Source organism: Ruegeria sp. HKCCD7251, assembly GCF_013031165.1.
GTDB lineage: Bacteria > Pseudomonadota > Alphaproteobacteria > Rhodobacterales > Rhodobacteraceae > Ruegeria.
The window spans coordinates 156,422-174,516 of record NZ_WPZC01000003.1 but is presented as its reverse complement, the minus strand read 5'-3'; the positions used below and the strand labels follow the sequence as shown (position 1 = coordinate 174,516).

The window sequence follows — 18,095 nt, the reverse complement described above, 5'->3', positions numbered from 1 at the left end:
CGCTAAATGTCGCGCATTGACGAAACCTTGGATTTCATCCCCGTCCGGATCGCTGTTTTGACCGTATCGGATACGCGCGCGCTGGAGGAAGATCGATCGGGCCAGACGCTTGTCGACAGGATCGAACGGGCTGGCCATACAGTCGCGGACCGCAAGATCATCCGGGATGAGTGTGCCGAGATTGCTGCGCAGTTGCGGAATTGGGTCGCGGACCCGGAAATCGACGTCGTGATTTCGACCGGTGGTACCGGACTGACCGGGCGCGATGTAACAGTCGAGGCGCATCGCGACGTCTATGAGAAAGAAATCGACGCGTTTGGCACCGTTTTCACCATAGTGTCGATGGAGAAAATCGGCACTTCGGCGGTGCAATCCCGCGCAACCGGCGGCGTAGCCGGAGGAACCTATCTGTTTGCGCTGCCCGGCAGCCCCGGCGCGTGCAAGGATGCGTGGGACGGCATTTTGGAAAAACAGTTCGATTACCGACACCGGCCCTGCAATTTCGTGGAAATAATGCCCAGATTGGACGAACATCTGCGACGGAAGTAAACTGTTCACACGTTTAAGCGTTTAACGTGCTTTGTAGCTTGGCAATTTCGACAGCCCGGCTACCTTTTGCAAATGGCAGCCTGATGCAACCGGGGTAAAAGTGAATGCGATTTCTACGGCAGAGCCTTGTCGGTGTTTTTCTGGCGTTTCTGACGCTGGCCCTGCTGTTTGTGGCTGTTCAAATGATTTCGGGCGCTGTTCAGGATGTGCTGACACGCGACGATGAGGCTCCGCAGGCGCGCGAGCGTGTGTTTGCCGTTTCCGTCCAGCCAGCCGAGCTTACAACTGTCATCCCCTATCTGGAGGCCTTCGGCGAAGTGCAAAGCCGCAGGCGTCTGGAACTACGCGCCGCTTTAGGGGGGCGGGTGATGTCGTTGTCCGAAGATTTCGAGGATGGCGGCGTGGTGACACAAGGCGAAGTGTTGGTCGAGCTTGATCCCGCCGATGCGCAATCTGCACTGGATCGTGCGAAATCCGATCTTCTGGACGCTCAGTTCGAGGAACGTGATGCCGAGCGGTCTTTGCTGCTGGCGCAGGACGAGTTGAATTCAGCCGAGGCGCAGGCAGGCCTGCGCGGTCGTGCCTTGCAGCGTCAGAAAGACTTGCAGACGCGGGGCGTCGGAACCCCGGCCGCCGTGGAAGAGGCTGAACTGGCCGAGGCATCCGCTCAACAGTCGGTTCTGGCGCGGCGGATTGCACTGGCGCAGGCGGAATCGCGCGTGGATCAGGCAACCACCCTGCTGGCGCGGGCGCGTATCGCGCTGGAGGCCGCCGAGCGTGATCTGGACGACATGACAGTAAAGGCGCGGTTTGGCGGTACGCTGACGGATGTGACTCTGGTTGAAGGGCGCTTGGTGTCCGCCAATGAAAAGCTGGCGGAACTGGTCGATCCGAATGCGCTGGAGGTGGCGTTCCGCGTCTCGACTGCGCAATATGTACGCCTGCTGGATGCGCAGGGCGGGTTGATCAACGCGCCTGTCACAGTGTCGCTCGAGGTCACAGGCACCGACCTGATGGCGCAAGGGCGCATCAGCCGCGACAGCGGTTCGGCGGGCGAAGGGCAGACCGGGCGGTTGATCTATGCCCGTCTGGACGATGCATCCGGGTTCAAGCCCGGCGATTTCGTGACGGTCACTGTTGAGGAACAACCGTTGGACAACGTCGTGCGCCTGCCCTCGTCCGTTCTGGATGCGGTCGGCACGGTTTTGGTGCTGGGCGAGGGGGATCGGCTTGAGTCGCTGCCTGTGCAGCTTGTTCGTCGTCAGGGGGATGAGGTCTTGTTGCGCGGTGAGGGTCTGGAAGGCCGAGAGGTTGTGGTCGGCAGAACGCCCCTGCTGGGGGCGGGTGTCCGGGTGCGACCCCTGCGAGCCGAGGCCAACGCAGGCGCATTGGCCGATATGGTCGAGCTGACCGAAGAACAACGCGCGCGGTTGGTGGCGCAGGTCGAAGCCAGTGATCGAATGCCGGATGCTGTGAAGGACCGCGTTCTGGGGCAGTTGCGCGAGGCGAAAGTGCCGGCGTCACTTGTGCGGCGTCTGGAAAATCGGGCAGGGGGGTAAGGCCCGATGATGCGCGACATACCCGGTGCGGCAGGCGGCGTTCTCAGCTACTTTACCCGGCACAGGACGGTCGCCAATCTTTTGCTGCTTGTCATGCTTGTTCTGGGGGCAGCGGCCATCCCGAACATGCGCGCGCAGTTTTTTCCCGATGTCATTCTTGAGCGCGTCGATGTGAACGTCGCGTGGGACGGGGCCGGTCCCGAAGACGTGGACAATGGCATCGTTCAGCTTCTTGAACCTGCGCTATTGGCGGTCGAGGGGGTGGCCAGTACCGAAACCACCTCGCGCGAGGGGCGGGCAAGTATTCGGATGGAGTTCGAGCCCAACTGGGACATGTCCCGCGCAGTGGAGGATGTCAGAACCGCCGTCGACGGTGTGACCAACCTGCCGGAAGACGCCGACGAACCGACTATACGCCGCGGCGGGTGGCGCGACCGAGTTACGGATGTGGTGGTCACAGGACCTGTCGCGCCTGACAATCTGGCCAAGTTCACCGATGAGTTGATCAACCGCCTGTTCGCCGTGGGTGTCACGCGGACGACGATCCGTGGCCTTGCGGCCCCTCGTATCGTGGTCGAAGTTCCGACAGCGCAGCTTATCGCAAATGATATCACCCTGTCCGAGATCGCCTCGGCCATCGCTGCCGAAGTAACGGCGAATCCAGCAGGTGATGTTACCGGAGCCAATGCGCGCATTCGGACCGGCACCGAAAAGCGGACGCCAGAGGAAATCGAAGGCATTCCACTCCGCAATTTCGAGGACGGCTCAAAACTTCTTATTGGCGATGTCGCCGTGATCCGGGTGGAGGGCGTCAACCGGAACCGCAGTTATTACGTGGGTGATAACCCGGCCATGTCCGTGCGGGTCGACCGCTCGAACCTCGGGGATGCCATTGAAATTCAGCATACCGTCGAAGATGTGGTTGCCGAGATGCAGGCTAGCCTGCCCGAAGGCGTGACGGTTGAGTTGATCCGCACACGAGCGCAGGCGATTACCAACCGTCTGGATATTCTGATCGACAACGGGCTTGTTGGGCTGGGGCTTGTCGTTTGCCTGCTGTTCCTGTTTCTGAACGCGCGCATCGCCTTTTGGGTTGCGGCGGGTATTCCGGTGGCCATGTCTGCGGCCATCGCCTTCATGTATATAGGCGGGCTTTCGATTAACATGGTCTCGTTGTTTGGCCTGATCATTACGCTTGGCATCGTTGTCGATGACGCGATTGTTGTTGGAGAACACGCGGATTTCCGGGCGCGAAGGCTGGGCGAGGCCCCCATGATCGCTGCCGAACGCGCCGCGCGGCGCATGGCGATGCCTGTCTTTGCCGCGACCCTGACAACTGTGATCGCCTTTTTCGGGTTAACTGCCATTGGCGGGCGGTTCGGAGAGCTGATCCGCGACATACCCTTTACTGTCATCGCGGTCCTGATCGCCTCGCTTATCGAGTGTTTTCTGATCCTGCCCAACCACATGGCCCACGCAATCGCGCATTCGGCCAAGGAACATTGGTATGACTTGCCTAACCGGGTGGTAAATCGGGGGTTCCGTTGGGTCCGGGACACTTTGTTCCGGCCCTTGATCGCATGGGCAATCTGGGCGCGGTATGTCGTAGTTGCGGTCATGATCGTATTTCTGGCCAGCCAGATCGCGCTTTTCATTCGGGGCGACGTGAACTGGCGGTTCTTCAACGCGCCCGAGCGCGGCTCGATCACAGGCAATTTCATCATGGTCGAGGGCGCGACCCGCGCCGACACGCTGGCAATGATGCAGCAGGTCCAACGCGCAGCCGAAGAACTGGGCGAGATTTACGAAGAACGCCATGGGCGCAATCCCATCGAATACGTGCTAGCCGAAGTGGGCGGCACAGCAGGGCGCGGTTTGTCGGCAGCGGATGGCAAGGATTCGGACCTGTTGGGCGGGATTTCGATTGAATTGATCGACGCCGATCTGCGCCCTTATTCCAGCTTTGAATTTGTGGGCGAGCTACAGGACTTTGTTCCGCGCCATCCCAAGGTGGAAATCCTCAGCTTCCGGGGCTGGCGGTCCGGTCCGGGTGGTGATGCGATTGACGTTCAGCTTTATGGCGCGGACGTAAATACGCTCAAATCCGCGTCTGAAGATCTGCAATCCGAACTTTCGAAATACCCCGAAGTCTCGGCCCTTGAAGATAATCTGGCATATGACAAGGAAGAGTTCATTCTGGATCTCACAGCGCAGGGGCAGGCGCTGGGTTTCCGGATCGAAACGCTGGGCCGGGTTCTGCGCGACCGGTTGAACGGTATTGAGGCCGCCACCTTCCCCGATGGTCCCCGAAGCGCCGAGATTCGCGTGGAACTTCCCGAGGGGGAACTGACCGCCGACTTCCTTGAGCGAACGCTGATGCGCACGCCAGACGGCGTTTATGTACCCTTGGCCGATATCGTGTCCGTACAGCGAAAGTCCGGGTTCTCGACCGTGCGGCGCGAGAACGGCTTGCGGGTGGTCTCGGTCTATGGCGACATTTCCGAGGATGACCCCGCCCGGGCCGCCGAAATCGCCCGCGCGATGCAGGAAGAGATTTTGCCCGGCATCGCCTCGGAGCGCCAGGTCGAATGGACGATGGCAGGCCTGAGTGAACAGGAGGATGAATTCCTGTCCGAGGCGCGGACTGGTCTGATTTTGTGCCTGACGGGGATTTATCTGGTTTTGGCTTGGGTCTTCGCCAGTTGGACGCGACCTCTGGTCGTTATGGCGATCATACCGTTTGGCTTGGTCGGAACGATTTGGGGGCACTACGTCTGGGACGTGCCGCTGAGCATGTTCACAGTAGTGGGGTTGTTGGGGATGACTGGGATCATCATCAACGACTCGATTGTTCTGGTGACGACCATCGATGCTTACCGACAAGAGCGTGGGCTTGTGCCTTCGATCATTGAAGGAACGGCAGACCGTTTGCGGCCGGTGATGCTGACGACGCTGACTACTGTTCTGGGGCTCACGCCGCTTTTGTATGAAGGATCGCAACAGGCGCAATTCCTCAAGCCGACGGTTATTACTCTGGTCTACGGGCTGGCCTTCGGGATGCTGTTGGTTCTGCTGCTGGTTCCTGCGCTGCTGGCCATTCTAAATGACCTGTCGCGCCCGATGACAGCCATGCGCAGGGGGCTGCGGGCACCGGACCGTGTCGTGCGCGGTGCGCTGGCTGTGACGGGGCTGGTCATGTTGCTATGGCTTGGCGTGACGATGGTTCTGCCAGCCGTGACCGGCATACCGTTTGGACCGCTGTCGGGACTTTACGCCGGTGAGGATGGACTCGCTGTATTGCAGATGGGGCTTGGCGCCTTCTTTGCCGGGGCGGTGCTGATCCTTTTGCTTTCCGTCACATTGTCCAGCCTGCTGTATGTACGTCTGAAAGGGCGGCCAGCCTAATCGCGGTTTAGCGCGATTTCCAGCAAATCTGGCACTCGGTCGCTCATGGCCAGCTCGCCGCGACGGATTTGATCCAAAGGAAACCAGCGCGCATCCTGCGCGTCGTCTGCGGCAACAGGGGTTCCTGAGCGGTATTCACAGGCGACACCGACCAGCAGGTAATGTGACTGTACTGCGCCTTGCGCGTCCCGGCGAAGAAGGTCCAGATTATCCAGATATCGCAAAGGCTCGGCAATGACCGAGGTTTCTTCGCGCAATTCCCGTTGCGCGGCCTCAAGAACAGTTTCGCCCCATTCTACGTGGCCGCCGGGAAAACCCCAAAGCCCCGCGTCGGGCTGTTTGCTGCGCTGGACCAACAGAACCTGTTCGTTATGGACGACGACGGCCAATGCGCCGATTTTAGGAGTTTGCGTCATGCCTGTCAGCCTGCGCTGCACCCCTGAATATCAACCGCGTGGCTTGCGCCTAAAATGGTAATCCGAATCTCGGATCGGTCCAGCGCAAAGGCACCGCCGGATTCGCTGATCACCTCAGACGTGGCAACCAGCGTGTCACCCTGGCGTTCCGTTTCCGGGGGCGAGGCCCACAGCATCGAGTTGCCGGGTTCGATCACGGCGATCTCACGCCCTCCGGCCGAGGGCATGGTGACGCGGGCTTCGATCTGTATTCCGTCCGACGTGGGTGTCAGACGGCAACTGGTGTGCGCCACGCGCGCCTCTTTCGCGGAAAACGGGCGCTGCGCAAGCGCGGCGGCGATTGCGGGATTGCGACCCGCATCGGCATTTAGCGTATGATCAAAGCCCAACTGCTCGGGGATGCACACATCCTTGCAGACGCCCAAATCCATTGTTCCCCGCAAGCGAACGGGTTTGGCGGCATTCTTCGGTGTGATTTCAACGGGAAGAACCAGTTGATCCTGGTATCCGATAGATTTCAAACCATTCTGATCAAAGACCGAGGGCGCGGGCCATGTAAAGGATATATCGCCCACATTTTCCGAGCCGCTCCAGTTAAACTGAGGCGGAATTCCTGCATCTCCGGGCGCGCGCCAGTAGGTTTTCCAACCTTCCTGCAAGGTCAAACGCATAGCCCCCAGATAGGTGCCCTGCGCGGTGCGACCCCCATCCAGCACGTCCAGTTCGACCACCGACCCTGTGACCTGAGCCAAAGCTGGCCCTGATGTCAAAAAGCTCAGGGTCAATGCGACCGCAGGTAATGTCCCGTTTACTTTCATACCCAATACATGCGCGGAGTTGGGCCAGAATCCAAGTCACGTTCCGGTCACCAGAATGAAATCCGCGGAAATCTGCGTTGATCCCTTGCCAATCCAACCCCCCCAAGGCCATTGTTGAAAGGTACTCAGCAAGAGATGGCATCTTATGGACCTGACCGGAAAACTGTTGATTGCCATGCCCGGCATGGGGGATCCGCGCTTTGATCATTCGGTGGTCTATATGTGCAGCCACGGGGAAGACGGTGCCATGGGGCTGATTGTGAACAAACCGTCGGACCTGCGGATCAAAGCCCTGCTTGAACAGCTAAATATCGCCTGCGAGATCCCGATCATAGGCGAGCGTCTGGTCCATTTCGGAGGTCCGGTCGAAATGTCCCGTGGATTTGTGCTGCACAGTTCGGATTACGACGCGAACCTGCATTCGATGAAAATCTCGGACGATTTCAGCATGACCGCCACTTTGGACGTGCTTGAAGATCTTGCCTCGGGGAAGGGGCCTTTGAATTCCACGCTGGCGCTGGGCTATTCTGGTTGGGGGCCGGGGCAGCTTGAGGATGAGATCGCCCAAAACGGTTGGCTGACGACCGAGGCGTCGTCGCGGCTTGTGTTCGACGTTCCTGATGATGAGAAATGGGAAGCTACACTTGCAACGCTGGGTGTGGACCCGCTGACTTTGTCGGCCAGCGCCGGGCGCGCCTGATCAGCTATCGCGCGGTGCAGCAGCGCGGCGGAGGCGATCATTGATGGCCACCCCCAACCCGTGATCGGGGATCGGCGATACCGCAATGGGCCGGCCTGTCTCGTTAAGGCTGTGCAGCGTGGCAAACAGATTGGCCGCTGCCTCGGTCAGGTTTCCGTCCGGTGACAGATTCAGATCGCAATCGACCGACCCAAAGCCCAGCAGTACTTCGTCGCCCTGCGTTTTGCAGGCGTTTAGCCGAACAGGTGCGTCCGGGGCGTAATGCGACTGCAACTGCCCCGGCGCGGATAACGGGTCCTCCGGCAGGTGGAGATGCAGTTGAGTGTTCAGAACAGATTCGATCTGTTCCAGCGCCACTCCACCAGGGCGGAGCAGAGCCGGAGGGCCAGCCAACCCGACGATGGTGGACTCCAACCCCACACCACAGGGCCCGTCGTCCAGAATGGCGGCGATGCGACCGTCCAGCCCGGCCCGCACGTGATCGGCCGTGGTCGGGCTGATCTGACCCGAAGGGTTGGCCGAAGGTGCCGCAACCGGCCCGTCAAACGCACCCAGCAGCGCGCGTGCCGTGGGATGCGCTGGAACGCGCACGGCCAGCGTGTCCAACCCGGCGGTAACCAGAGAAGAGATGCCGTGGTCCGAGCGCAAGGGCAGCACCAATGTTAGTGGACCGGGCCAAAAAGCTCGCGCCAGCTTTTCCGCCAGATCGGACCATTCAACAAAGCGTTGAGCGGCTTCGACAGACGCAACATGCGCGATCAACGGGTTGAAACTGGGGCGTCCCTTGGCGGCGTAAATGCTGGCCACGGCCTCGCCATTTCGGGCATCTCCGCCGAGCCCGTAAACCGTTTCGGTCGGAAAGGCGACCAACAGCCCCTGCCGTAACAGGTCCGCAGCCTGCGCTATTCCGCTGGGGGTCGCGGTATATTCCCGTGTGCCGTTAGGACTCATTGGCGGTGACGCTGCGTTTTGATTGCGTGTAACATTGGTAAAGCTACGTAATCGTTCAAACCCAGATGCATATAGGTCGGCGGTGGAATTTCCAACCCCGCCATATTAAACCGAACGAAACAACTCCGAGGGAAGACATGCCGTACCGCGCGCCAATCGCTGATTATGAATTTTTGCTACGAAACGCGATCGGGTTCGACCAGATCGCTGCGACTGAAAAATTCGCGGAAGCCAGCGAGGACGTAGTCAGCGCCATCCTGACCGAGGCCGGGAAGATGTGCGAAGAGATTATGGCACCGCTTCAACGCCCCGGTGATTTGGAACCCGCGCGTCTGGAAAACGGCGTGCTGCGCACCTCGCCGGGCTATGCGGACGGCTGGAAAGCGATTGCCGAAGGCGGTTGGATCGGGATGAGCGCGGACCCCGAATATGGTGGCATGGGCCTGCCGATGACTTTGACCACAGCAGTAAACGAAATGATGGCTGCTACTTGTCTGTCGCTGCAACTGGCCCCTTTGATGACACAGGGCCAGATCGAGGCGCTGGAACATCACGCCAGTGATGAGTTGAAAGAGTTGTACCTGCCCAAGATGATCGCAGGCGAATGGTCGGGCACCATGAACCTGACCGAACCGCAGGCCGGATCGGACGTTGGCGCGCTGACTTCAAAAGCGGAACCCAATGGCGACGGCACATATGCGGTGTCAGGTCAGAAGATCTATATCTCGTGGGGTGACAACGATTTTGCCGAAAACGTCTGCCATCTGGTTCTGGCGCGTTTGCCCGATGGAGTGCCGGGCACAAAAGGTATCTCATTGTTCCTGGTGCCAAAATACCTGCCGGACGAGAGTGGAAACCCCGGTGTGGCCAATGACCTGAAAGTGGTTTCGCTGGAACACAAGATGGGCCTGCATGGGTCGCCGACCTGTGTAATGCAGTATGACGGCGCCAAGGGCTGGCTTGTGGGCAAGGAACATGGCGGCATGGCCGCGATGTTCACCATGATGAACAACGCGCGCCTGGGCGTTGGCGGTCAGGGAGTGGGTGCTGCGGAAGGTGCCTATCAGCACGCGGTGCAATACGCTTTGGAACGGAAACAGGGCAAGACACCGTCCGGGACCATTATCGACCACGCGGATGTGCGCCGGATGTTGATGGCGATGCGGGCCGACACTTTTGCTGCGCGCTCGATCATGCTGGCAAACGCGGCTGCGATCGACATGGCCGATGCCACTGGCGACGCGGATTGGAGCGCGCGTGCGGCGTTGCTGACCCCGATCTGCAAGGCGTTCGGCACCGAAACCGGTATGCGTGTCTCGGAAACCGGTGTTCAGGTGCATGGCGGCATGGGCTTCATCGAAGAAACCGGAGCTGCACAGTTTTACCGCGACGTCCGTGTGACTGCGATCTACGAAGGCACCAACGGCATTCAGGCCATGGACCTTGTTGCCCGCAAGATGATGGATGGTGGCGAAGCGGCCAGCCGCCTTCTGGACGAAATCGAAGATCACGCAGAAAAAGCGCGCGCGACTATGCCCGAATTGGCCGGACCTGTCTGGGAAGCCACCGAGAGCCTGCGTGAAGCTACCGAATGGCTTGTGTCGCAGACCGACATGAATACCCGTTTCGCAGGTGCGGTGCCTTATCTGCACGCCTTCGCGCGTGTTTTGGGTGGGCATTATCACCTCAAGGCGGCTCTGGCGGAACCGGAAGGCCCCCGCTTTAAGCTGGCGCGCTACTATGTAAATGCGCTGCTGCCTGAATTCGCGGGTCTTCTGGCGCAGGCGCAGAACGGCGCGGACGATGTCTATGCCCTCAGCGCGGACGAGCTGGCAGCCTGATGGACGGCGATACCTCTTTGGCGATCCGCTATCCATGGCCCGAGCCTCCGGCTACGGGCCAAGCGATCGAGGTCGCCGAAGGTATTCTGTGGATGCGGTTACCGCTGCCCATGGCGCTGGATCATGTCAATGTCTATGCGTTGGATGACGGTGATGGATGGACGCTGATCGACACCGGCTTCTCGTCGAATAAGACCCGTGCCATCTGGGAAACCCTGATGGCTGGCCCCTTGGCGGGTAAGCCGATCAAACGCGTGGTGGTCACCCACCATCATCCGGATCACATCGGCAATGCAGGTTGGTTTCAATCCGAACACGACGCGGAACTGATCACGACCCGCACGGCGTGGTTGTTCGCGCGAATGCTGACGCTGGATGTGCAGGAAAACTGGCCGCAGGAAACGCTGGACTATTATCGCAGCGCTGGCATGGCGCCGGACATTCTGGCCAAGCGCTTGACCGAGCGGCCCTTTAACTATTGCGACACGGTTTATCCGATGCCGTTGGGCTTTACCCGGATCAAGCAGGATGGCGTGATCCGCATGGGTGGTCGCGACTGGGTCGTGCATATGGGCAATGGCCACGCACCCGAACATGCCACATTCTGGAGCCGCGACGACAATCTGGTGATTACGGGTGATCAGATTCTCAGTTCGATCAGTCCCAACCTTGGCGTCTTTGTCACCGAACCGATGGCGGACCCGGTCGCTGAATGGCTGGAGGCGTGCGAGCGTCTGCAAGGTCTGGCCCGGCCTGACCAACTGGCACTGGGTGGGCATAAGCTGCCATTTACCGGTTTGCCACTACGGATGAAGCAGTTGATCGAAAACCACCACAGTGCACTGGATCGCCTGCGCGACTATCTGGACACGCCCAGAACCGCCGCCGACTGTTTCCTTCCGCTGTTCAAACGCAAGATTTCCGAGGGTGAGTACGGGCTGGCTTTGGTTGAGTCGGTTGCACATCTCAACCATCTTTACCACATTGGTGCTGTCACCCGGACGCTCCGCGCGGACGGGGCGTGGGAGTTTCAGCGCAAAGGGTAAAGGTATGGACAAGATCGAAACCTCGGCCGAGGCAGCAGAATCCGCGGCCCTTCCCCGATGTTACGAGGTTCATTCCAACCCCGATGCGAAATCCGGTGCAAAAGACCTGCCCGACCCGTTGAAGACGCCCGTAGAAACCAAAAGCCCTGCGCAATGGGCCTATGAGCGTCTGATCCTGTACATCCAGAACTTTGAGCAGACATTGGACAGCGACCACGAGATCGCGATGGGCTTTACCGGCGGCGATGCGGGTGTAATGCGGATCGAAGGGATGGGGTATTTTGACCCCGATGTCATCACTTTCTACGGTTCGGACGCGACTGGTGCGCGAACCCAGCTTGTGCAGCATGTGAGCCAATTGAACGTGATGCTGCGCGCCCTGCCGAAATCGGTCGAAGACAAACCCGCAAATCGCATCGGGTTCCGGCTGGCGGCTAATCTGGAAGAAAGCTGATCGCCTGACTTGCAATTCGTGACGGCGCGGCCTTGAATGAAGGGATCATTCAGGGGGGCGTCAGGTGACAAGTTTCTCAGCCGTTACAAATGCCTACAAAGGCGCATGGGCGCGCCGCCGCGTGTTTGTTCCGATCTATTTCGTGGTGCGTCTGCTTTTGATCGCGCTTATCACACCGGGGCTGGCGATTGCCGCGAACCTTGCAGTTTCACTGTCCAGCCAGACGGCGCTGACGGATCAGGACATCGCGGCCTTTGTCCTATCTCCGGCCGGTTTTTTGGTCGCTGTCGCCGTTCTGAGCCTGTTTCTGCTGGCCGAAGTGTTCGTATTTTCTGTCATGACGGGATCGCTACGGATGGGGGAATCTGACCCATGGCGCGCAGGAAGCGCTGCCATCGGCCTGATTTTGTCGAGCCTTCCAGCGCTGTTTGGCTTCGCGGTGCGGTTTGTTCTGCGGGTCTTGCTGTTGGTTTTGCCCTTCGCTGCGGTGTCTGCCCTGATCGCTTGGTGGACACTGACGGAATATGACATCAACTATTACCTGACTTTCAAACCGCCCTCTTTTTGGTTGGCCGTGGTTCTGATCGGGGCTGTTTTGCTGGTCATGGCCTGGGTTCTGATCCGTAGATTGTCGGGATGGGCGCTGTCGCTGCATCTGGTTCTGTTCGAACAGGTGCGCCCGGCTGAGACCTTCGCCCTCAGCACCGAAAGGATGGAAGGGAAACGGGGGCAGCTAAAGATCGAACTTGCGGTGTGGCTGATAGTGCGGCTGCTGATTGCGACGCTGATTGCATGGGTTGCCGGGGTGCTGTTCGCCATCGTGCCACTTCAGGACAGCTCGAACCTGCGCCTGGCATTGACCTACAGCCTTTTGATTGCCGGGTTATGGTCGCTGGCGGGGCTGGTTTTGGCAGCGACCGCGCTGGGCGCATTGGCCGTGGTTCTGGACAGGTTCTTTGAAATCAGGACGGATGAGCCTCCACACCCCGAACCCGGCAGCCTGCGGGTGCCGTTGTTCACCGCAGTCGGCGGCGCTGTGGTCGCGGTGCTGATCGGTCTGTGGTTTGGTCAGCATCTGTTGGAACAGGTACAGGCCCCCGACCGGGCCGAGGTCATTGGCCACCGCGGGGCCGCTGCCTTGCGGCCGGAAAACACGATGGCGGCTGTCCTGAAGGCGATCGAGGACGGCGCCGACTGGGTCGAGATCGACGTGCAGGAAACTGCGGATGATGTGGTGATCGTTGCTCATGACAGCGATTTCATGAAACTGGCGGGCGTCCCCACCAAGGTTTGGGATGTGACCATGGAAGAGGTGGCCGAGATCGACATCGGCAGTTGGTTTGACCCCGAATACGCGGAAGAACGCACCCCGACCCTGCGCGACGTGCTGGCGGCGGCCAAGGGCAAGTCCAAGGTCATCATCGAATTGAAATACTATGGTCACGACGTTGATCTGGAAAACCGCGTGGCGGCATTGGTCGAGGAACTCGATATGCAGGACGACATCGCCACGATGTCGCTGAAGTATCCGGCCGTGCAAAAGATGAAGAAATTGCGCCCGGACTGGCGCGCCGGGGTTCTTGCGGCCACCGCAATCGGTGATCTGTCAGGGCTTGAAGGGGATTTTGTCGCTGTAAATGCTGCGATGGCCACGCCGGGACTGGTGCGTTCGGTTCAGGCGGCGGGCAAGGACATCTATGTCTGGACGGTCAATGATCCGCTGCAGATGTCTGCGATGGCGTCGATGGGCGTGGACGGGCTGATCACAGACCGCCCCGCTATGGCAAACGAAGTTCTGCGTGCACGTGCCGAAATGGGGCCGGGTGAGCGGTTGGTGCTGTGGCTGGCCAACGCGTTTGGTCTGTCAATAGACACAGAGGCGATGCGAGATGACAGCCCGTAACCTGATTTTTGCGGTGGGGCTGATCGCATCACCTGCGCATTCGCAGGATGTCCTGCGCAGCATCGAAATGCCCGCGCATCGCGCCTTGGTCCCGCAATTGGACGAGGCCGCCTTGACGCCGTTTGAAACAGATGGCTGTTCGGGCGGCCTGTCGGCAAGCTGGCGTTTTGTTGCGGATACATTTCCCAAGTTCAGCGCGCTCTACGAAGCCCACCCGCCGTGGGAGGGATGCTGCGTCACCCATGACCGCGCCTATCACAATGCCGGTGGCGCGCTTACGGCCGATGACAGTTTCGCGGCCCGCGTGGCAGCGGACAGCGCCTTGCGCGCCTGTGTCAAACAGCACGGAGAAGACCACGCCGATGGCTACGCACAGCGCTATGACATGACGCCGGATCAGATTCGCCTAGCGCACTCCGTGACCGCCGAGGCAATGCACGCAGCCGTCCGATTTGGCGGAGCTCCGTGTTCCGGGCTTCCGTGGCGCTGGGGGTTCGGCTATCCGGGATGTTCGGTGTTTCCACCCCTGACCCCTGCGCGCGAATGACGTGGTGACAGGCCCGGGATTTTCGATTATCCAACATCTCAAACACGCGAATTGGGATTCTGACAATCATGGCTGAACACAAGCACGGCGAAATGGACATCACCGTCCAAACCAAAACCTTCAACGGGTTCATCAAAGCGACCACATGGTGTGTGGTTGCCATCGCCTTCCTCTGCCTTTTCCTGGCGGTTTTTGCCGCTTAAATCCGAAAAACGGGGTTGGCCGTGATCAGGGTTTTGATTGCCTGCCTGCTGGCTGTGACAGTTGCGGGTTGCGCTGGGTCACAGCGTCCGCAGGCGGAATTGGCTGAAATTTCGGCGCGGTCCTATCGCGATCCGGGGCCGTCGAGCCTGACCCTTTATACAATGATCAGCACCCGGACGGGTTCAGGTGCCCATACGTCGCTGATGATCAGCGGCAGCGAAAGGGTGATCTTTGACCCCGCCGGATCATTCAGGGCGGATGTGGTGCCGATCAAGGACGACGTCCTGTACGGCATTACCCCGAATGTGGAACGCGCTTATCGCAGCAGCCACGCGCGCGAAACGCATTATGCGCGCATTCAAACTGTCGAAGTGACCCCCCAACAGGCCGAGATTGCCCTGCAGCTTGCCAAGCAATCGGGGCCGGTTGCAGGTGCATTCTGTGCCAATTCGACTGCCCAGTTGCTGCAGCAAGTGCCGGGGTTCGAGCAGATCGAAACCACGTTCTATCCCGTTAAGTTGTCGGACCAGTTTGCCCAGCTACCGGGTGTTCAAACCGCTGAATACCGGGAAAACGACGACGCCGATCTTCAAACCGGTCTCGCCTTTAATAATGAGCAACTGAACCAGTTGGAGGCTGACTCAGCCCAATAGGTAGAGCAGCCCGTAAAGCGTTGCGGCCCCGCTGAAGATGGCCGCGATCACGTTCTTGGTGAATAGTCCGACAGTTATGGCCACAGCCGCCGCTGCCATGCGCGGTGCGTCGGGTTGACCGCCTGTTGCCGTGGGCCAGACGACCAACGGCGCGATCAGCGCAGGAATGATTGCCACGGCCGTATAGCGCAGATGGCGCAGCAACCATGGCGGCATCGGGCGATCTCCGACCAGGCCGATAAAGACAAAGCGCAGGGCATAGCTGCCGATGGCAAGCCCGATGATGATGGTCCAGATAGTGACAGGATCAGGCTGTGTCATGCGGCGGCCTTTCTGCGTTCGGCCATCAATTCGGCCTGCGCGCCTGCGATCATGCCGGCGCACCCGGCGATCAGCAGGCCCAGATTGAACGGAATCGCCACCGTCAGCAGGGACACAATGATCGCAACAAGTGCCGCCGCCACATGAGGCAGGGTGCGCATCATTGGGCCGATCATCGCCAGAAATGTGATCGGCAGGGCAAAATCCAGTGCCCAACTTTCCGGAATACGCGTACCCAGAACCGCGCCGAGGTAGGTTGCCAGTATCCAAAGAGGTGTGATCGGCGTGACCGAGCCGACGAAATAGGCCATCCGTTGCGGGACGGTCATGTTTGGCTCTTTCTCGAACTGAACGATCGAACTGGCATAGGATTGGTCGACAGTTAGATAGGCCGCGCAAGCACGCTGCCACATCGGGGCCGCGCCCAGAAACGGCGTCAATGAGGCCGAGTACATCGCCATGCGCAGGTTCACCGCCAAGGCGGATACCAGAATGATCGCGGTCGGGGTCTGATCTTGCAGCAGTTGCAGGGCGGCAAACTGGGCAGCCCCGGCAAAAACGGTTGAGGTGAAAGCCATCGTCTGGACGATGTTCAAGCCTGCTTCGGTCGCAAACACGCCGAACAGTGTGCCGAACGGTATCGCAACAAAGATAAACGGGGTCCCGTCCCGAAACCCTTTCCAGAAGTATGACTTGGATGTGGTGTCTGCCATGGCTAAATCCTATGGTGTTGATCGCAGCAGTAGCGGTCTTGGGAAAGGGTTGCAATTGGCCACGGAACAGAACCTGTCAGACTACATCATCGCCCCCGACCCCAGGGCGGCCCGCCTGACACGTGCCGTCGAAGGTGTGGATCAGAATGGCGAGGCCAGCCAGATTTCAGTGGTGGAAGAACGTCCTTTGACGATTTTCCTGAACTCGCAAGAGATCGTGACCGCGATGACAATTGGCGATTACCCCGAATATCTGGCGCTGGGTTTTCTACGCAATCAGGGCATGCTGCTGCCTGACGACCAGATTACCCGTGTCGATTTCGATGAAGATCTGGAAACCGTCGTTGTCCGCACGGCGCGCGAGACGTCTTATGAGGATAAGCTCAAGAAAAAGACCCGTACCAGTGGCTGCGCCGTTGGAACCGTCTTTGGGGATATGATGGAGGGTCTCGAAGACGTGCGCTTGCCTCAGGTCACCGTGCGCACATCGTGGCTTTATGATCTGGCGGCCAAGATCAACCGCACACCCTCGCTCTATCTTGAGGCGGGTGCGATCCATGGCACGGTGTTGTGCCGGGAAAACCGCCCGTTGGTTTATATGGAGGACGTGGGTCGGCACAACGCGGTCGACAAGATCGCCGGTTGGATGCTGTCCGAGGGCGAAGCGGCAGAGGACAAGATCCTGTACACCACAGGTCGTTTGACCTCGGAAATGGTGATCAAGACGGCCATGATGGGTATTCCTGTTCTGGCATCCCGTTCGGGTTTCACGGCCTGGGGCGTTGAGATCGCGCGCGAGGTTGGGTTGACGCTGATCGGTCGGATGCGCGGGCAGCGTTTCGTGTGTCTGGCAGGCGAAGATCGGCTCGTGCGGGACGTGGATCCGGCAACCGTTCCGATTGAAGAGAAAAAGCACAAACGGAAAAGCGCACTGGGCTAGAAATGGCACTTTATAAATAATGCTGCGAATTCCGACAGATATGCCCTAGTATGGGGTATAGCAAACAGGAGTGCAGGTGAATTCCCGCCTGATGGCAACATGGAGCTGATTAATCTTATCGCGCCGGTTTTCGCGGTAATCCTGACCGGATACGTATTTTCCTGGACGAACCTTTTGGGCCAGGACACGTCTGACGCGCTGGTCCAGTTTGCGGTTTATGTCCTGATCCCGGCCATCATGTTCTATCTGATCGGGCAGGAAGAGTTCCAAAATCTTCTTAATTATGGGTTCTATCTGTCTTACGGCGGGACGTTGCTGCTTTTGTTTGTGCTGCTTTTCGCAGGTTTGAAAAGTTTCACGGGATTTGAGACCGGTTCTGCCACCGTCGCGGCCTTTGCCGGGGTTGCCTCGAACACGGCTTTAGTTGCGTTGCCCGTTCTACACGCGATTTTCGGAGCCAAGGGTGCGCTACCGGCTGTGTTGGCGAATCTGGTTGTCGCCTTGATGCTTTTGGTCATGACGACCGTGTTGGAAAGCTCGGCTGGACATAAGGCCAGCGCCAAGACACCAATCTACAGGATTTTCCTGAACGTGCTGAAAAATCCGATCATCGCGGCCACATTGCTGGGGGTCGCGTATTCCTTCACCGGGATCGGGTTTTCGGATTCGGTATCCGATTACCTTGAACTTCTGAGCCAAGCTTTGGCCGCGGTTGCGCTGTTCGCAATCGGCTTCACGACCAGCGTGCGGACGATTATTCAAACGGGGCCTTTGATCCTGCTTCTGACACTGGTCAAGCTGATCGCTGCGCCCGGGCTGGTGCTTCTGGCGGCGCATCTGATTGGTCTGGACCCACTTTGGACAATCGCCGCAACGGTTTCAGCGGCGGTTCCGACCGCCAAGAACATCTTTCTGCTTGCCAAGCACTATGATCAGGAACCGCAACTGGCCGCGCACATCGTTTCCGCAACGTCGTTTTTGTCGGTGGGAACGTTGATTATGTGGTTATTTGTATTGCACAACCTTTATCCAACCGCGTTCCAATTGAACTGAGTTCGATTTACAAGGTTGTAAG

Annotated in this window: 18 protein-coding genes; 13 read left to right on the top strand and 5 right to left on the bottom strand. The window is 59.1% G+C overall.

Annotated elements, in window-relative coordinates:
* Positions 1-6: 6 nt before the first annotated feature.
* The 3 genes from moaB to GOX75_RS10055 all read left to right on the top strand — a co-directional run bounded on the left by moaB (position 7) and on the right by GOX75_RS10055 (position 5,513).
* A complete protein-coding gene (gene moaB, locus GOX75_RS10065) occupies positions 7-549 on the top strand; it encodes a molybdenum cofactor biosynthesis protein B (RefSeq protein WP_171122689.1) in 543 nt (180 codons plus the stop codon).
* 104 nt (positions 550-653) lie between these two features.
* A complete protein-coding gene (locus GOX75_RS10060) occupies positions 654-2,108 on the top strand; it encodes an efflux RND transporter periplasmic adaptor subunit (protein ID WP_171122686.1) in 1,455 nt (484 codons plus the stop codon).
* A gap of 6 nt (positions 2,109-2,114) precedes the next feature.
* Positions 2,115-5,513, top strand: coding sequence for an efflux RND transporter permease subunit (locus tag GOX75_RS10055; protein WP_171122684.1), 3,399 nt, complete (start codon positions 2,115-2,117; stop codon positions 5,511-5,513).
* On the opposite strand, the gene GOX75_RS10050 is transcribed toward GOX75_RS10055, so the two are convergent.
* The gene (locus tag GOX75_RS10050; RefSeq protein ID WP_171122682.1) at positions 5,510-5,929 is read right to left on the bottom strand and encodes an NUDIX hydrolase; all 420 of its coding nucleotides are present in this window, start codon (positions 5,927-5,929) and stop codon (positions 5,510-5,512) included. The two genes, GOX75_RS10055 and GOX75_RS10050, sit on opposite strands and share 4 nt — an antisense overlap.
* Before the next feature lie 5 nt (positions 5,930-5,934).
* Positions 5,935-6,747, bottom strand: a complete 813-nt coding sequence (locus GOX75_RS10045; RefSeq protein WP_171122680.1) for a protein-disulfide reductase DsbD domain-containing protein — start codon at positions 6,745-6,747, stop codon at positions 5,935-5,937.
* Positions 6,748-6,892: 145 nt separating this feature from the next.
* Between GOX75_RS10045 and GOX75_RS10040 the strand changes: the two genes are divergently transcribed.
* A complete protein-coding gene (locus GOX75_RS10040; protein ID WP_171122677.1) occupies positions 6,893-7,447 on the top strand; it encodes a YqgE/AlgH family protein in 555 nt (184 codons plus the stop codon).
* Here the strand turns inward: GOX75_RS10040 and GOX75_RS10035 are convergent, their stop codons facing one another.
* A complete protein-coding gene (locus GOX75_RS10035) occupies positions 7,448-8,398 on the bottom strand; it encodes an L-threonylcarbamoyladenylate synthase (RefSeq protein WP_171122675.1) in 951 nt (316 codons plus the stop codon).
* Positions 8,399-8,535: 137 nt separating this feature from the next.
* Here GOX75_RS10035 and GOX75_RS10030 point away from each other — a divergent pair, with 137 nt between their 5' ends.
* The 7 genes from GOX75_RS10030 (at position 8,536) to GOX75_RS10000 (ending at position 15,046) form a co-directional block, all read left to right on the top strand.
* On the top strand, positions 8,536-10,239 hold the full coding sequence (locus GOX75_RS10030; protein ID WP_171122673.1) for an acyl-CoA dehydrogenase: 1,704 nt from the start codon (positions 8,536-8,538) through the stop codon (positions 10,237-10,239).
* Positions 10,239-11,285: an MBL fold metallo-hydrolase gene (locus GOX75_RS10025; RefSeq protein WP_171122671.1), complete on the top strand. Its 1,047-nt coding sequence runs from the start codon at positions 10,239-10,241 to the stop codon at positions 11,283-11,285. The genes GOX75_RS10030 and GOX75_RS10025 overlap by 1 nt, the downstream gene beginning before the upstream one ends.
* Positions 11,286-11,289: 4 nt before the next feature.
* Positions 11,290-11,739 (top strand): DUF6173 family protein, encoded by a 450-nt coding sequence (locus GOX75_RS10020; protein ID WP_171122669.1) that lies wholly within the window; start codon positions 11,290-11,292, stop codon positions 11,737-11,739.
* Positions 11,740-11,803: 64 nt separating this feature from the next.
* Positions 11,804-13,642 carry a glycerophosphodiester phosphodiesterase gene (locus tag GOX75_RS10015; RefSeq protein ID WP_171122667.1) on the top strand — a complete coding sequence of 613 codons (1,839 nt, stop codon included), beginning with the start codon at positions 11,804-11,806 and terminating at the stop codon, positions 13,640-13,642.
* A complete protein-coding gene (locus tag GOX75_RS10010) occupies positions 13,629-14,189 on the top strand; it encodes a hypothetical protein (protein ID WP_171122665.1) in 561 nt (186 codons plus the stop codon). The genes GOX75_RS10015 and GOX75_RS10010 overlap by 14 nt, the downstream gene beginning before the upstream one ends.
* A 68-nt stretch (positions 14,190-14,257) precedes the next feature.
* Complete coding sequence (locus GOX75_RS10005; RefSeq protein ID WP_171122663.1) at positions 14,258-14,392, top strand: aa3-type cytochrome c oxidase subunit IV; 135 nt, start codon at positions 14,258-14,260, stop codon at positions 14,390-14,392.
* 21 nt (positions 14,393-14,413) lie between these two features.
* Positions 14,414-15,046, top strand: a complete 633-nt coding sequence (locus GOX75_RS10000; RefSeq protein ID WP_171122661.1) for a hypothetical protein — start codon at positions 14,414-14,416, stop codon at positions 15,044-15,046.
* Here the strand turns inward: GOX75_RS10000 and GOX75_RS09995 are convergent.
* Entirely contained in the window at positions 15,035-15,367 is a 333-nt protein-coding gene (locus tag GOX75_RS09995; RefSeq protein WP_171122659.1) for an AzlD domain-containing protein, read from the bottom strand. The genes GOX75_RS10000 and GOX75_RS09995 overlap by 12 nt on opposite strands.
* Positions 15,364-16,080, bottom strand: a complete 717-nt coding sequence (locus GOX75_RS09990) for an AzlC family ABC transporter permease (protein WP_171122657.1) — start codon at positions 16,078-16,080, stop codon at positions 15,364-15,366. The genes GOX75_RS09995 and GOX75_RS09990 overlap by 4 nt, the downstream gene beginning before the upstream one ends.
* On the opposite strand from GOX75_RS09990, the gene GOX75_RS09985 reads away from it, so the two are divergent.
* A complete protein-coding gene (locus tag GOX75_RS09985; RefSeq protein WP_254428726.1) occupies positions 16,079-17,020 on the top strand; it encodes a formate dehydrogenase accessory sulfurtransferase FdhD in 942 nt (313 codons plus the stop codon). The genes GOX75_RS09990 and GOX75_RS09985 overlap by 2 nt on opposite strands.
* A gap of 99 nt (positions 17,021-17,119) precedes the next feature.
* Positions 17,120-18,073: an AEC family transporter gene (locus tag GOX75_RS09980; protein ID WP_171122655.1), complete on the top strand. Its 954-nt coding sequence runs from the start codon at positions 17,120-17,122 to the stop codon at positions 18,071-18,073.
* Positions 18,074-18,095: the final 22 nt, after the last annotated feature.